The 13,791-nt window shown below is 55.7% G+C and carries 11 protein-coding genes; 5 read left to right on the top strand and 6 right to left on the bottom strand.

The window, feature by feature from the left end:
- Positions 1 to 8: 8 nt before the first annotated feature.
- The gene (locus tag DKK66_RS18725) at positions 9 to 341 is read left to right on the top strand and encodes a 4-carboxy-4-hydroxy-2-oxoadipate aldolase/oxaloacetate decarboxylase (RefSeq protein ID WP_242673522.1); all 333 of its coding nucleotides are present in this window, start codon (positions 9 to 11) and stop codon (positions 339 to 341) included.
- A 239-nt stretch (positions 342 to 580) separates the two neighbouring features.
- Here the strand turns inward: DKK66_RS18725 and DKK66_RS18720 are convergent, their stop codons facing one another.
- From DKK66_RS18720 to DKK66_RS18695, 6 genes are all read right to left on the bottom strand, one after another.
- Positions 581 to 1,366, bottom strand: a complete 786-nt coding sequence (locus DKK66_RS18720) for a lysozyme inhibitor LprI family protein (RefSeq protein ID WP_131360471.1) — start codon at positions 1,364 to 1,366, stop codon at positions 581 to 583.
- 122 nt (positions 1,367 to 1,488) lie between these two features.
- On the bottom strand, positions 1,489 to 2,238 hold the full coding sequence (locus tag DKK66_RS18715; RefSeq protein WP_131360469.1) for a hypothetical protein: 750 nt from the start codon (positions 2,236 to 2,238) through the stop codon (positions 1,489 to 1,491).
- A gap of 117 nt (positions 2,239 to 2,355) precedes the next feature.
- The gene (locus tag DKK66_RS18710) at positions 2,356 to 3,111 is read right to left on the bottom strand and encodes a hypothetical protein (RefSeq protein WP_131360468.1); all 756 of its coding nucleotides are present in this window, start codon (positions 3,109 to 3,111) and stop codon (positions 2,356 to 2,358) included.
- A gap of 1 nt (position 3,112) precedes the next feature.
- Positions 3,113 to 5,452 (bottom strand): M23 family metallopeptidase, encoded by a 2,340-nt coding sequence (locus DKK66_RS18705; RefSeq protein ID WP_131360466.1) that lies wholly within the window; start codon positions 5,450 to 5,452, stop codon positions 3,113 to 3,115.
- Between the two features lie 14 nt (positions 5,453 to 5,466).
- Positions 5,467 to 7,758, bottom strand: coding sequence for a type VI secretion system Vgr family protein (locus DKK66_RS18700; RefSeq protein WP_165494231.1), 2,292 nt, complete (start codon positions 7,756 to 7,758; stop codon positions 5,467 to 5,469).
- A 407-nt stretch (positions 7,759 to 8,165) separates the two neighbouring features.
- On the bottom strand, positions 8,166 to 8,831 hold the full coding sequence (locus DKK66_RS18695) for an HAD-IA family hydrolase (protein ID WP_165494230.1): 666 nt from the start codon (positions 8,829 to 8,831) through the stop codon (positions 8,166 to 8,168).
- A gap of 175 nt (positions 8,832 to 9,006) precedes the next feature.
- Here DKK66_RS18695 and DKK66_RS18690 point away from each other — a divergent pair, with 175 nt between their 5' ends.
- The 4 genes from DKK66_RS18690 (at position 9,007) to DKK66_RS18675 (ending at position 13,756) form a co-directional block, all read left to right on the top strand.
- Entirely contained in the window at positions 9,007 to 10,620 is a 1,614-nt protein-coding gene (locus DKK66_RS18690; RefSeq protein WP_131360460.1) for a methyl-accepting chemotaxis protein, read from the top strand.
- A 93-nt stretch (positions 10,621 to 10,713) separates the two neighbouring features.
- A complete protein-coding gene (locus tag DKK66_RS18685) occupies positions 10,714 to 11,493 on the top strand; it encodes an IclR family transcriptional regulator (protein ID WP_045844901.1) in 780 nt (259 codons plus the stop codon).
- A gap of 134 nt (positions 11,494 to 11,627) precedes the next feature.
- The gene (locus DKK66_RS18680; protein WP_131360458.1) at positions 11,628 to 12,734 is read left to right on the top strand and encodes a 4-oxalomesaconate tautomerase; all 1,107 of its coding nucleotides are present in this window, start codon (positions 11,628 to 11,630) and stop codon (positions 12,732 to 12,734) included.
- Positions 12,731 to 13,756, top strand: coding sequence for an amidohydrolase family protein (locus tag DKK66_RS18675; RefSeq protein WP_131360456.1), 1,026 nt, complete (start codon positions 12,731 to 12,733; stop codon positions 13,754 to 13,756). The genes DKK66_RS18680 and DKK66_RS18675 overlap by 4 nt, the downstream gene beginning before the upstream one ends.
- The last annotated feature ends 35 nt before the right edge of the window (positions 13,757 to 13,791 follow it).

Genomic DNA, 13,791 nt, shown 5'->3' with positions numbered 1-13,791 from the left:
ACGCCGGTGTGCGCGATGTCAAAAACCTGCAGGAAATGGACTTCCCGGTCTGGAGCCGCGCTATCAGCAGCAAGGGCACCATCAAGGCCACGCTGGGCTCGGTGAATATTCCCGTTTTCTGCGCCGGCATGCTGGTGCATCCGGGTGATGTCATTGTCGCCGACGACGACGGCGTGGTGTGCGTACCGGCCGCCCGTGCGGTGGAAACCCTGGCGGCGGCGCAAAAGCGCGAATCGTTTGAAGGCGAAAAACGCACCAGGCTGGCTTCCGGCGTGCTGGGCCTGGACATGTATGCAATGCGCGAGCCACTGGCCAAGGCCGGGCTCAGATATCTGGACTGACGTTTGCTGGCGTAAGCGTCACTCTCTGCGTTGGCCACCCTGATGGGTGGCGTTTTTTTGGCTTACGCAGGGTAAATCCACAGCGGTGTTTACCCGGAGGAAACACCAGAGAATCGTTGCTGCCACTAGCATCTATGGGTGCATCTCGCCAATGCACTACAAAATCAGAGCCGTTGGCAGCACTAACAAGCCTTTTTTATCCTGTATGTCTTAATTTACGGGATGAAGCTTGGTCCTGCCTATTTGGTAAACCGTATCGACTCAACGCTAAGTTCGGTATTTCGATCGTTACCGAGTATCCCCTGCGTTTCGGCGACAACTGCGCGTTTACCGTTACTGATGACTGCCACAAAGCACTCTCCTAGATGCCGGCCAGTTTCAGGGTCGAAAACACCACAGGATTGAGTTGCGCGCATCCCCTTCCATCCCGAGCCATAGAAGGTTGTAACCTCTGCAGGGATACCAGGCCCTGCGGTGGTTAGCCACTTACCATTTTCGAGTTCAAATAGAGCTTCCTTCCTGGCGATCTTTTCCAGGGAACCTGTCATGACACTGAATGCAATTATGTAGTCGCTGATACCCATATCGCGACTGACCAATGCTACGCAGCGTTCATCGGATCGTTGTGGGCAAGGCTTCCTGACTTGGAGATTTTCGAGGTACTTAAATGAAATGCCGAGGTCACGGTCAGTATAGGTTTTCCAGCCAGCTGGCTTGACTTTCTTTATTGCCGTCAAGCGATCCGAGTAGGACTGTGTAACACAAGCGACATTGTGGCATTTGTTGCGCTCTTTTATCCAGTTGCGCTGAGACTGGATAAGTTTAGCCGGGTTCGCAGCCTGCTCAAGTGTGGACCGATAGGTATTTCTCATCTCCTCATCCAGTTGTCCAAGCGCGGTATGGTCACAAATAAGATGCTCCACTTTGATTTTTGCCATATCGCATTCGAAACTCGCTGCGTATGCTGGTAGTGCGCTGAGCATCAAGAGTGCCATAAGGGCGCGCATAATAATTGATTTTGACATTTTTAGGGACTCCTCAAAATTGGCGACGAACAAAACTTAAATTAATATTCCGTGGGTAATTAACAAATTCTTTGCGAAACGGTCATTTTAAATATACATCGCTGATGTGTTTCAATTTTCTTTTATTTTAATTGCGAGAACAGCATTCGGCATTTTTTATTGCTACCTGGCCCATTAAAAATCACCTGCTTCCAGTGCGTGGTTTCAAATACGCCAGGGTAGGCGCCTTTCTTGCAAGAGATGGCGCTGGATTTTAATGCGAGATATTTGCCATCCGGTGAGAAAAATGCCTTGTCAGTGCTAAGGGCATTGACAAATGAATGTTTATCTAATTCTATCGAGTCTGTGCGATTTTCATTGTAAAATGGTTTCTTTTTAATTGAAATAATTTCGGATAGATTTTTCATGTCTACCAGTGCGGCCATGAGCGTAAATTTTTCACTTCTTTTAGCTGCATATGGCCACCCAAATAAAGGGTCCACATACAAAGCTATTAGATTGTTTTGCTCGTTGATGTCTTCAATATTATAATAATCAGGATTAATATTTAATTGACCGATTGTATCAGTGTTTAAATTGCAAGATTTGATATCTCTCCAATTTAAAAATAGCTTATTATTTAAAATAACAAATTTTTTGTCGGATGATATTTTTGCAGAAGTCAAAAATATTGTCTTCGGGAATGTGCAAACATTTCCATTGTAAATGATATTCAGGTTGACATCTTCTCCGGAAGATAACTCAGTTTTTTTTAAAACCAAAGCATCTAAACCATCAATCGAAATGGTTGCCGCATGAGAACTATTAACCATAACGCAACATATTATTAACAATGAAAATAGTTTGGTGGTAAATTGGAATGCGCCATGCATTTTATTTCTCCTTGAGTGCAAAGCCAAATCTCTTGGCGTATATATCCTCGTTAAAATTTTTTGGTGCATCGATAGCGTCCCGATTTCGTGCAGGGTATATTTTTATGAAAATTTACGTCACTTCAGTTGTGGGAATAATGCCCGGCATTTTTTATTGCTATCAGGGCTATTGAAAATCACCTGTTTCCAGTGTGTGGTTTCAAATACGCCAGGGTAAGCACCTTTCTTGCAGGAAATGGCGCTGGATTTTAATGCGAGATATTTGCCATCCGGTGAAAAAAATGCCTTGTCATTATATCCTGCAAAAAGAGAACGATCCAAATCTACATTGGAAGTTCTATCGTATGAGAAAAATTGTTTTTGATTTATTTTTAATGGATTTGGAAGAGCGCCATATTCATTTTTTGCTTTATTGATAACTACTCCCGCAAGGTAATAAAACTTACTTTTCTTTTCATGTGCCATGCCGAAGGATGGTTCAATATATAGTGCAATTAAATTGCGCATTTTGTTGATGTCTTCAATCTCGAAGCTATATGAAATAACAGATGCATATTTAATTAGATCGTCTTCTTTGTTGCATTTTTTAATATCTTCTAGACTGAGAAAAATTACACCATTCACAATAAGGAATTTTCCATCTGATGATGTTTTTGCATAAGTTAATTGCATTGTGCGTTCTGTGTCGCATTGTATATTGTTGTGAAATATAATCAATGGATTGTCGCGCTTGGTATCTTCCTCTATTTTTGTGATGATTATTTTATCGGAACCCTCTGTATAGATAGTTCCAGCCTTTGCGATGTTGAAAATATTAATACTAATTAGCAATATTGTAATTTTTTTTAAAATGTAGCGATTTAATTGATGCATTTTATTTCTCCTTGAATGCAAAACCAAATCTCTTGGCATATATTTCCGCTTTAAAATGTTTTGGTGCGTCGATAGTATCTCCGATGATGTAATTGACACGATATGTATGCGCTTGTCTATTTACTAATCCGTTAGTCTCGCCATTGATTGCACGGGTAACTGCTTCTATTGTATTGTCATTCACTATGTTCATGGCAGGCTTTGTTTTTGATCTGGAGCACGCTAAATAGAAGCCACCGCTATCGATGCAGTAATGTGGGTTTGTTGAAATGATCTCTGGGTTGTCAATAGAGGGAACCTGCTTCGTCATTGCGCCCTTGTTCTTGGATATATATCCAGGATCCTTATGCCAATCCAGCTGTTCGCGCTTTAATTTTAACCATCCCATAAATACCCAATAATCGACATAGTTGGATAAAAATGTTAGTTGCTTAAAGCCCCTACCTCTGAATTTTTGCGCATCGTCACCATCAAGATTGCCAATGCGCCAGTTATAGCTGTTTGCTACTTTTATTCCTTTGCTGTTGTATCTTTCTCTGGCAAAATATTCTGATTTTTCATTAGGCTCTCGCCCCCACCAGTGCCCATTATCTATTTCGTACTGTTGTAAGGATTCTTTTATCAAGCCTAGCCCTATTTTTTTGCTGTAATCCTGATGCTGGGCTACCTCAGTCATATTGCTCAGTTGTGCGCATTCAACACAGCCTTGGCCAAAGAAATGAATGGTTCTTCTTCCGTAATCAAAACCGTACTTGCTCACTGTTTGATTGATGGCATTTTTATATCTGGTAATCAGGTATTGCGGCGTAATTTCCGGCCTGCTTTTATCTATTATCGGGATGAAGATGTTTTCCATTTCGAAGCTGCCAAACCATTTGCACTTGCGAAATGTCTGGATGAATTCGCGTGGGTGGAAGTGCCAGATGTTGTCATCCAGTGATCGGTCGTAATGCGATTCTTCATTCGGGTAGTACATTTTGTGGGTCATTACCCCGGTTCTGTTCTTTATTTTTTCCCAGAAACACAGTATCTTTATTTTTTCTTTTAACAGATCAAAGGCCTTGTCCGACATGATTTCGGATTTAGGATTGAGGTAGCTTTCCTTTTTCATCCAGCCATAGCGTTCGTCAATTTTTGTGCCATCCCACTCGCTTTTGAATTGGCAAATTAATCTGGATAGTGTGTTGGTCTTGGCAGAAAACGCAGCGACCAGTTTTTGCTTGGTTCTTTCTTGTTCCTTGGGGAGTAGCAGCTGCTGGATATAGGCGGAATGGCATAGCCCGTCGCGGGTTTTGTCATCATCAACAAAATGCCAGCCCAGCCAGTGTGGAAAGTCTGCATCGCTGTATTTCTTGATTTTTTCGTCACGAATATTGATCCAGACTAAGCCCTGTGGTGTGGTGATTTGCCGGTAAATGGTGGCGTGCGCTGGAAGTTCGCGGTTGTGGCTCTTTGAAATCAGGCGACCGTAACGATGATATTCATAAATCGTGCTTAGGCTTGCCTCTGGAATTTCTTTATTTAAATTTTTGGCACTTTCATACATCTCAGTATCATAATTTTTCCAGGATGGTGGAATTGTTTTGTTTGGCAGTGGTGTAAAATTGCCGTTTTCTAAAATACGGGTGGTCAGTGTCGCGGCGCGGTGGCCAATTTCCATGGTGACATACAGGTCTTGCGTGGTGGTGCCCGCTGGTTTGCTCTGGCCTTTGAGGGCCGTGTCTACGCTGTAGTAGGGTGTTCCTTGCGGAATGTAAAAATGGCTATCGCCAAAGATGATGTTTTCTCTGCCGTTTTTACTTAAGTCCAGCTTGCCGGATGTGCGCCCGGTCAGTCTTCGCAGGTTTTCGGTATTGCAGAATATTTCAAAATGAAAACCGCTCATCCCGCCGGTATAGCCCGCTTTGCCGATGATTTGCTTGCGGGCCAGTATTTTTCCCTTCTGGAATGCAATCATCACTTCCGGGCTTAATTTGCCGAGGTTTTGATAAACCGAATAAAAAACAACATATCCATCCCGGCCACTGCCTATTTCTGTTTCATGGCGCATCACCACGCAGCCGGGGGTGTCGAGGCCATGTCGTCGTAAGGGCGAGTCTTCATCCGGATTCAGTTCGCCAGGGCCACAGTCTCGGTAATGAATGACATAGCCATTGGCGATGGCACGGACATTGTTTTGTTCACCGCTGCCGGAGAGTTGCACATGCATGCCGCCGTGCCACTCGAATTGACTGGTTACCGGATAGCCACCCAGGGTGGTGGAAGGTAATAAGGCGTTTAGCCATTCGCTGTCCGGCATCTCATGCTGGGCCTGCTTCAGGGTGGGTGGGCTGATATTCATCGGTCACTCCATCATTAAAGTGAAAGGCCTTTGTTTGGCAGTAAATCGGTTTGCGGAAAGCTGTCGTCTTCGTGCTCCAGCCCCGCCTTCCCCTCATTACTCAGCGTGCCGTGCAGCTTGATATCCCCAAACACTTCAACCCCCTTGGTGCTGATGCGGATGCCATGGCCGCCGGCTGCCAGTTCGATGCTGTCGTGCCCGGCCATCGTGATGTGCTGGTTGCTGTTCAGCCGCAGGGACTTGGCGGCGGACACCGCCAGCGGGCCGCCTTGTGCCTGGATGTCCACGCTGCCCTGGTTGGCATACAGACGTGCGCCGCCGCTGCGGGCAAACAGGCTGATGGCGCCGTTGGCATTACAGCGGATGTCGCCCTGGGCGGTTTGGCTGATGTGTTGCCCGGCGGTGACGGCGTAGGTGCTGCCTGCCGATTGCTGGATGGTGTGCGGGGTGGTGAGGCCGATGCCGGCCGGGGCGCTGATCAGGATGCCGGCCTGTGCCAGCTGTTTGAGCGACTGTTGCAGCAGGTCGACCTGGGCCTGGACATCCGGCGGCAGCGCTCTGGCGGTGGTGGCGGCATCGGCCAGGGCTTTGGCCAGCCGGTTGGCCTGTTCCAGCTGGTGCAGCGCTGCGGCCATGTCCAGTTGCGGGGTAGCGGCGACGGATTTGCTTTCGGCAGTGATGAGCAGGCCTTTGCCGGCGCGGATGGCTCCCCAGTGGTCGGTGCGCAGTTCAAACCCTTCGCCGCGTGGCGCGCGGGCGGCATCCACCAGGTGGCCGATATTCAGCTGGCTTTTACCGTATTCGCTGGCCAGCTTGATGTGTTCCTTGCCCTGCAAATCCTCCATGCGCAGCTTGTTGTTGGCCTTGGTGCGGATGACATTGCGGCTGTGCCATTGGCTGGTGATGTGGTCTGGCCGCTCGTTGTCATGGGTGATGGCGGCGATGTAGGGGTGGTCGGGGTCGCCATCGCTGAAGGCGAGGTGAACGATGGTGCCGGCGTGGATGGGCATGTGAAAACCGAATTGCCGTCCGGCAAACGGTTTGGCCAGCCGCACCGCGCGCGAATCGCCGCCGGGGCTCCAGTTGTCCAGGTCGAACAGGAAGCGCACGCGGTAGCGGCCATGCTCGTCGATGAAAGGGTAGTGATAGCTGTTATTGCCCGGGCTCACCACCATGGCGGGCAGGGTGCCGTGAATGCGCGGTTTGGGAAGCAGGGCGGGCCGCCAGACGCGATCCGCCGGAATGGCGCTAAAGCTGTTCTGGTAGGCGCTGTCGCGGCTGCCGTGGTGGCTGACGCGGCTGATCAGCCAGCCGTGCGGGGCGTCGGCAAAAGCCTGCGTCAGTTTCAGCACGGTACCGGGCTGCAGCCAGCTGACATTGCTGTCGCCACTGGCCATGCATTGCCGGCTGACCGACAGCTGGTGACGGATCTGCGCCAGCCGGGTGGATTCCTCGTCATCGCGATTATCATCGCCCCAGTCGTAGTCCTCGCCATGCGCGGCGGGCACCTCCCCGGCAAACCCGGCACGGCCATCGGGCAGTGGACTGGCGGCCATGTCGTTGAAGTTGCGCCGCCGCGCAGCCTGCAGCATAGGACTGTGCCGGATGTTGAAGGCGGTGACCGCCTCGGTGCCGACACTTTCCAGCCCGGCCTGCTCGCGCAGGGCGACCGGGTGCAGATGATTGCGGCTGTAGTGCTCCAGGTCGTTGCCAAGCAGGATGACATCCTTGCCGTCGCTGGACTGGCTGAACTGGAAGAAGATGCCGGCCTGCGCGGCCAGACGGGAGAGAAAAGCCAGATCGGTTTCGCGGAACTGGGTGAGGTGCTCGTACACCGCTTGTGCGCCGGTCAGGGTGAAACGGAAATCGCTGCCATCCAGCCCATGCTGGCGCAGCAAGGCTTCCATCACCTGCGCCACCGTCATGTTCTGGAACAGGCGGGTGGTGCGACTGTCCTGCAGCAAGGCCAGGCGCGGGCCGATGTCGAAGGTGTACAGCGTTTCTTCCCGGCTGCTGCGGCCGCGCTGCGCCTGACGCACCACCCCGTGCCAGCTGCGCTGTCCTGCCTGCGCGTCCGGCAGTGGCGGGATGCCGGGAATGCGCAGCGGCGGTGCGGTGGATTGCGGGGTGAGGGTGAAGGTGACCGGCTGGCCGATCAGCGGGGCGAGGGGCAGGTCGCGGTCTGGCAATGTCACTGCCACGCTGAGGTGGTAAGGGCTGTCCAGTGCTTCTTCAAGCTGAAAGGAATGCACGGACGGGGTGAGCTGGAAACGGGTGGGGAAGGTGAGCTGGTAGGGGTTGCGCATGGGCTGGGGCCTGGGGTGGGTCAGATGGTGCTGCGCGTTGCCAGGCAAGGGAGGCATTGCCAGGGTGGTAACAAACGTTGCTGTGTTTGGTTTGCAGGTGTTGCCATGCCGTGGTGACCCTTCGTACCGGTGGAAATGGATCGGGCATTACACCGGGCGAGCCTGTGACCGGCAATGTCTGTTCAGCCAGTTTTACCGGCCGTCCTGATCAAAAGACGTATCCATGGTGATGGGGGCGATGTCGGTGACGACGCGCAATGAAGCCAGGCAAATGCATGGCGGGCAAATGTACAGCGGACACGGGGAGGGCATGTGCAGCCCTCCCCCTGCTAGTGAGTGATATCAGCCGAGGGGTAAGGGACTGCCGGGTGGGGACGGCCTGAGGGCGTGCGGCAGATTATGTTGTGCTAGCGGGCGCTACTGATGCCGACCGGCAAACCCAATGCCGCAGCCAGCTGGGGCAGGCCGGGGAAGATGGCAATCTGCCCGGCAAAGCGGGCGGCGGTGTCCTCGTGCAGGTGTACGCCTGCCACGGCCACGCCAGCGGCGAGTCCGGCGGCAATGCCGGAGGCGCTGTCTTCCACCAGCAGGCAATCGGTAGCGGCTACGCCAAGCAGGCGCAGGGCGTGGTGGATCAGCGCCGGGTCCGGCTTCCAGGCATTGACTTCATAGGCACTGATGATGGCGTCGCCAAAATAGGGTTTCAGCCCGGTGCTGTTAAGGCTGGTTTCTATCTTTTCGCGCGGGCCGTTGGAGGCTATGCAGCGCGGCAGTTGCAGTGCGGCCAGCAAATCATGCGCGCCGGGCATGGTGTCCAGTTCGCTTGCCAGCAGTGGCAGGCTTTGCTCACGGAACTGACGGCTGAACAGTTCACGGTCCAGTTGCGGAAAGTGCTGGCTAATGTCGTCCAGAAAGCGCGCATAAGGCCGGCCACGGAAATGCTGCAGGATGGTGGCTTCATCCAGTGCATGGCCATGCTGTTGCAGGATGCGCCCGATCAGCCGCGCGGACAGGCTTTCGCTATCCACCAGCGTGCCATCGCAATCAAATATCACCGCCTTGATCTTAAACACCTGTCTGTCTCCTGCAAGGGTCAGTCATAGCAGCTTGTTATAACTGCTAGTGGCCGGGTCGACTACTTCTCATGGATGCAAGTCACCAGAATGGTGCGCCAGCGCATGTCCGGCACAGGGCAATGATGATGGCACAGCCCGGACGGCGCTGCATACAACAAGGAGGAGACGAAACATGAAACTTTCAACACGGCTGGGGCTGATTGTGGGGCTGGCTGCAGCGGGCGGGCTGTTGCTGGCCGTCATGGGCCTGGTGTCGCTGCGCAGCACCATGCTGGAACAACGCCATGAAGCCATTCGTACCGTATTGACGCTGGCGGCGCAGCAGGTAAAGCACTTTCAGCAGCTGGAGCAGGGTGGGCAGCTGAGCCGTGCCGAGGCACAGCGCCGTGCCATCGATGCCTTGCGCAGCATGCGCTACCAGAAAAGCCTGTATCTGTGGGCGCGTACCACCGGTGCGCTGGGCCTGGTATTGCCCGGTGACAAGGGCGTGGGGCAGGTGGATTTCGGCAAGCAGCTGCCGGATGGCCGGCATGATTTCAACCGTTATCTGGATGTGCTGGCCACGCAGGACATCGGCTTTGTCGAGCTGATGGTGGTGAAGCCCGGCGGCAGTGACGAGGTGCTGAAAATCAATGGCGTCACCCGCATTGACGGCTGGGACTGGGTGATCGGCTTTGGTGCCTGGACGGATGACATCCAGGCCGCCTTCTGGCAGGCGGCGCTGCGCTACATGCTGACCGGGCTGTTGTTGTTTGTCGCCATTGGTGCAGTGGCGGTGTGGATGGCGCGCAAGATTTACCGCGCACTGGGCGGCGAGCCGGAACTGGCGGCCCGGCTGGCTGGGGAGATAGCCGATGGCAAGCTGAACCAGTCACTGGATGCAACTGCCCCTGCGGGTAGCCTGATGGCCTCCATCGCGCTGATGCAGGGCAATCTGCGCGGGCTGATTGGCGGCATACAGGCCAATGCCAGTCAGGTGGGGCAGCTGTCGCATCATCTGGCCATGCAGATGGCGCAGATCAACGATGCCTCGCGCCTGAGTTCCGCTGCCATTGCTTCCAGTGCTGCGGCCATCGAGCAACTGGCGGTCAGTGTCGACCATATTTCCCAGGGCGCGCGGGAAACCGAGGACAATTCCGGGCGGGCTGCCACGCTGGCCGAGCATGGTGCAGCGCTGGTGCTGCATGCCGGCGAAGAAATCAGCCGTGCTGCCAGCCAGGTGAATGATGCTTCGCGGCTGATTGGCTCGCTGGAACAGCGTACTGATCAGATTGGCGATATTGCCAGCGTGATTCGCGATATTGCCGACCAGACCAATCTGTTGGCGCTTAACGCCGCCATCGAGGCCGCCCGCGCGGGCGAGCAGGGCCGGGGCTTTGCCGTGGTGGCCGACGAAGTGCGCAAGCTGGCCGAGCGCACCAGTACCGCCACCGCGCAGATAGCCAGCACGGTACAGGCGGTGCATGCGGATACCGCTGCCGTGGTGCAGGGCATGCAGGCCATGGCACCGCAGGTGGCGATGGGGGTGCAGATGGCGGCTCAGGCCGGGGATGCGCTGCAGCAAATCAACAGCGCATCGGCCCAGGCGCTGGACAAGGTGCGCAGCATTGCCACTGCCACCACCGAGCAAAGCCAGGCCAGCAATAGCGTGGCGCAGAATATCGAGCAGATATCCGGCCGCATGGAGGAGTCCAGCCACGCCGTTGCGCAGGCATGCGAGCATGTGGCCCGGCTGGAGCAACTGACCGAATCCTTGCACCAGTCGGTTGCCCGTTTCCAGGTGTGAGCGCTTCCGGGACGGGCAAGGCGCAGGCAGGGCGGCTTGCTGGTCAAATTGAACTGTGTTCAAATCCGGAACCACTCAGCAAGGAGAAACGACATGGCAGGCAGTATGGAGCGTTCGCTGGCAATCCTGGAATTGCTGGCCCGTAATGGCGGGCAACTGCCGCTGCATGTCATTGCCGACACCCTCAACATGCCGCGCAGTGGCGCGCACCGGTTGCTGGCCATGCTGATTGAGCAGGGCTATGTGCGCCAGCATGCAGAGAAGGGCGAATACCAGCTATCGCTCAAGCTGGTTTCGCTGGGGCTGATCTACCTGTCCACCAGCGGCGTGGCTGATGTGTCGCAACCCATTCTGGAAAATCTGGCGCGCAGCTCGGGCGAGCTGGCGCGGCTGGGCATCATCGAAAACGAGTTGATCACCTTTGTGGCCAAGGCGCAGGGCGCACGCTCCGGCCTGCGTTACGACCCGGACATGGGCAGCAACCCGCCGCTGTTCTGTACCGCCAGCGGCCCGGCCTGGCTCTCCCGGCTGGACGATGAACAGGCACTGCAGATTGTCGCCCGCCAGGGCTTTGGCAATGGCCACGACTACGGCCCCAATGCCCCGCGCACCATTGCCGCCTTTCTGGAGGTGCTGCATGCCACCCGCAAGCGTGGCCATGCAGTGGCGGTGGACAGCTACGAACCGGGCATGACCTCGCTGGCCGCGCCCATCATCAACCCGCTCAACCAGAAGGTGGTGGGCGTGGTGACACTGGCCGGCCCCACCAGCCGCATTCCGGCCGAGCGCCTGCCGGAGCTGGGCAGCCTGTTGCAGGATGCCGCACGCGAACTGGGCGAAGCCTCGCTGGGCTCGTTGTACTTCAAGTCCTGATTTGCGCTGTTTTTCCATGCATGGCCCGCTTGTCGGGCCATTGCCATTGCTGCACTCAATGTATAGCAAACTGCTATATCTGCTAGAGCGATAGTGCTCTTTTTTAATGCATGGCGCGGGAACACAATCCTCGCATGCAAACCTCTATCCCGACTCTGTTCATGCGTGGCGGTACCTCACGCGGGCCCTTCTTCCTGGCAGACGACCTGCCGCAGGATCAGGCATTGCGCGACCGTGTGCTGCTCGCTGTCATGGGCTCTCCCGACCGCCGCCAGATTGACGGCCTGGGTGGAGCACACCCGCTGACCAGCAAGGTCGGCATCATTTCCCGCGGCAGTCAGCCCGGCGTGGACCTGGACTTCCTGTTTGCCCAGTTGCAGCCGGACAAGGACACGGTGGATACCACGCCCAACTGCGGCAACATGCTGGCAGCGGTGGTGCCCTTCGCGCTGGAACGCGGCCTGGTGACGGCGCAGGGTGAAACCAGCACCTTCCGCGTGCTCACCCTCAATACCGGCATGCAGTGCGACGTGACGGTACAAACGCCGGGCGGCCAGATGCGCTACGACGGCGAAGCCCGTATCGACGGCGTGCCCGGCAGCGCCTCGCCCATCACCATCAACTTTCTGGATACCGCCGGTTCGGTGTGTTCCGGCCTGCTGCCCACCGGCAAGGTGAAGGATGTGGTGCAGCTGGAAGGCGTGGGCGCGCTGGAAATCACCTGTATCGACAACGGCATGCCGCTGGTGATGCTGCGCGCTGCCGACCTGGGCCGCAGCGGCTATGAAAGCGTGGCCGAACTGAATGCCGATACCGAGCTGAAAACCCGGCTGGAAGCGCTGCGCCTGCAATGCGGCCACCTGATGGGCCTGGGCGATGTCAGCAAGAAAACCTATCCCAAGATGTGCCTGGTTGCCCCGCCGCGCGACGGCGGCAGCATCAGCACCCGTTGTTTCATCCCCCACGTCTGCCACGACGCCATCGGCGTGCTGGCGGCAGTGACGGTCGGCACCGCCTGCGTGCTGGAAGGCTCGGTCACCGAGGGCATCGCACAGATGCAGCCCGGCCTGCGTCATCTGGTGTCGGTGGAACACCCCACCGGCGAATTCTCGGTGGACCTGGAGCTGGACCCGGAAAACCCGCAAAACGTCATCCGCGCAGCACTGCTGCGCACCGCACGGCTCATCATGCGCGGAGAGGTCATGATTCCCTCCGCCATCTGGAAAGGACAGCAAGCATGATCATCGACATCCACGGCCACTACACCACCGCCCCCAAGGCGCTGGAAGACTGGCGCAAACGCCAGATCGACAACCTCTCCACCCCGGAGCTGGGCCCCAAGGCCTCCGAGTTGAAGATCTCCGACGACGAGCTGCGGGACACCATCGAAAGCAACCAGTTGCGCCTGATGAAGCAGCGTGGCTCCGACCTCACCATCTTCAGCCCGCGCGCCAGCTTCATGGCCCACCACATCGGCGACTTCAACACGTCATCCACCTGGGCGGCCATCTGCAACGAGCTGTGCTACCGCGTCAGCCAGCTGTTTCCCGACAATTTCATCGGCGCGGCCATGCTGCCGCAGTCGCCCGGTGTCGACCCGGCCACCTCCATTCCGGAGCTGGAACGCTGCATCAAGGACTACGGCTTTGTCGGCATCAACCTCAACCCGGACCCGTCCGGCGGCCACTGGACCAGCCCGCCGCTGTCCGACCGCCACTGGTATCCCATCTACGAAAAAATGGTGGAGTACGACATCCCGGCCATGGTGCATGTGTCCACCAGCTGTAACTGCGCCTTCCACACCACCGGCGCGCACTACCTGAACGCAGACACCACCGCCTTCATGCAATGCCTGACCTCCGACCTGTTTACGGACTTCCCCACGCTGCGCTTTGTCATCCCGCACGGCGGCGGCGCGGTGCCGTACCACTGGGGCCGCTTCCGCGGGCTGGCGCAGGAAATGAAAAAGCCGCTGCTCAAGGACCACCTGCTCAACAACATCTTCTTTGACACCTGCGTCTACCACCAGCCGGGCATCGACCTGCTGACCAAGGTTATCCCGGTGGACAACGTGCTGTTTGCCAGCGAAATGATTGGCGCGGTACGCGGCATCGACCCTGAAACCGGCCACTACTACGACGACACCAAACGCTACATCGAAGCGGCAGCGCTGACGGATGCCGAGCGGCAGCAAATCTTTGAAGGCAATGCCCGCCGGGTGTATCCGCGACTGGATGCCGCCCTGAAAGCCCGCGGCCTGTAAGGCTGGCAAAAGTCCCGTTCCTGCGTAGCGCCGCC

Origin of the sequence: Aquitalea sp. USM4, from assembly GCF_004328945.1 — a bacterium.
GTDB lineage: Bacteria > Pseudomonadota > Gammaproteobacteria > Burkholderiales > Chromobacteriaceae > Aquitalea > Aquitalea pelogenes.
This window is presented reverse-complemented; position numbering and strand designations above follow the sequence as displayed.

Bases quoted from the DNA above. Each gene is read 5' to 3' on its own strand.
- DKK66_RS18685 (WP_045844901.1), top strand. From the start codon at position 10,714: ATGGCAGGCAGTATGGAGCGTTCGCTGGCAATCCTGGAATTGCTGGCC.
- DKK66_RS18720 (WP_131360471.1), bottom strand. From the start codon at position 1,366: ATGTCAAAATCAATTATTATGCGCGCCCTTATGGCACTCTTGATGCTC.
- DKK66_RS18690 (WP_131360460.1), top strand. From the start codon at position 9,007: ATGAAACTTTCAACACGGCTGGGGCTGATTGTGGGGCTGGCTGCAGCG.
- DKK66_RS18715 (WP_131360469.1), bottom strand. From the start codon at position 2,238: ATGCATGGCGCATTCCAATTTACCACCAAACTATTTTCATTGTTAATA.
- DKK66_RS18675 (WP_131360456.1), top strand. From the start codon at position 12,731: ATGATCATCGACATCCACGGCCACTACACCACCGCCCCCAAGGCGCTG.
- DKK66_RS18700 (WP_165494231.1), bottom strand. From the start codon at position 7,758: ATGCGCAACCCCTACCAGCTCACCTTCCCCACCCGTTTCCAGCTCACC.
- DKK66_RS18710 (WP_131360468.1), bottom strand. From the start codon at position 3,111: ATGCATCAATTAAATCGCTACATTTTAAAAAAAATTACAATATTGCTA.
- DKK66_RS18680 (WP_131360458.1), top strand. From the start codon at position 11,628: ATGCAAACCTCTATCCCGACTCTGTTCATGCGTGGCGGTACCTCACGC.
- DKK66_RS18705 (WP_131360466.1), bottom strand. From the start codon at position 5,452: ATGAATATCAGCCCACCCACCCTGAAGCAGGCCCAGCATGAGATGCCG.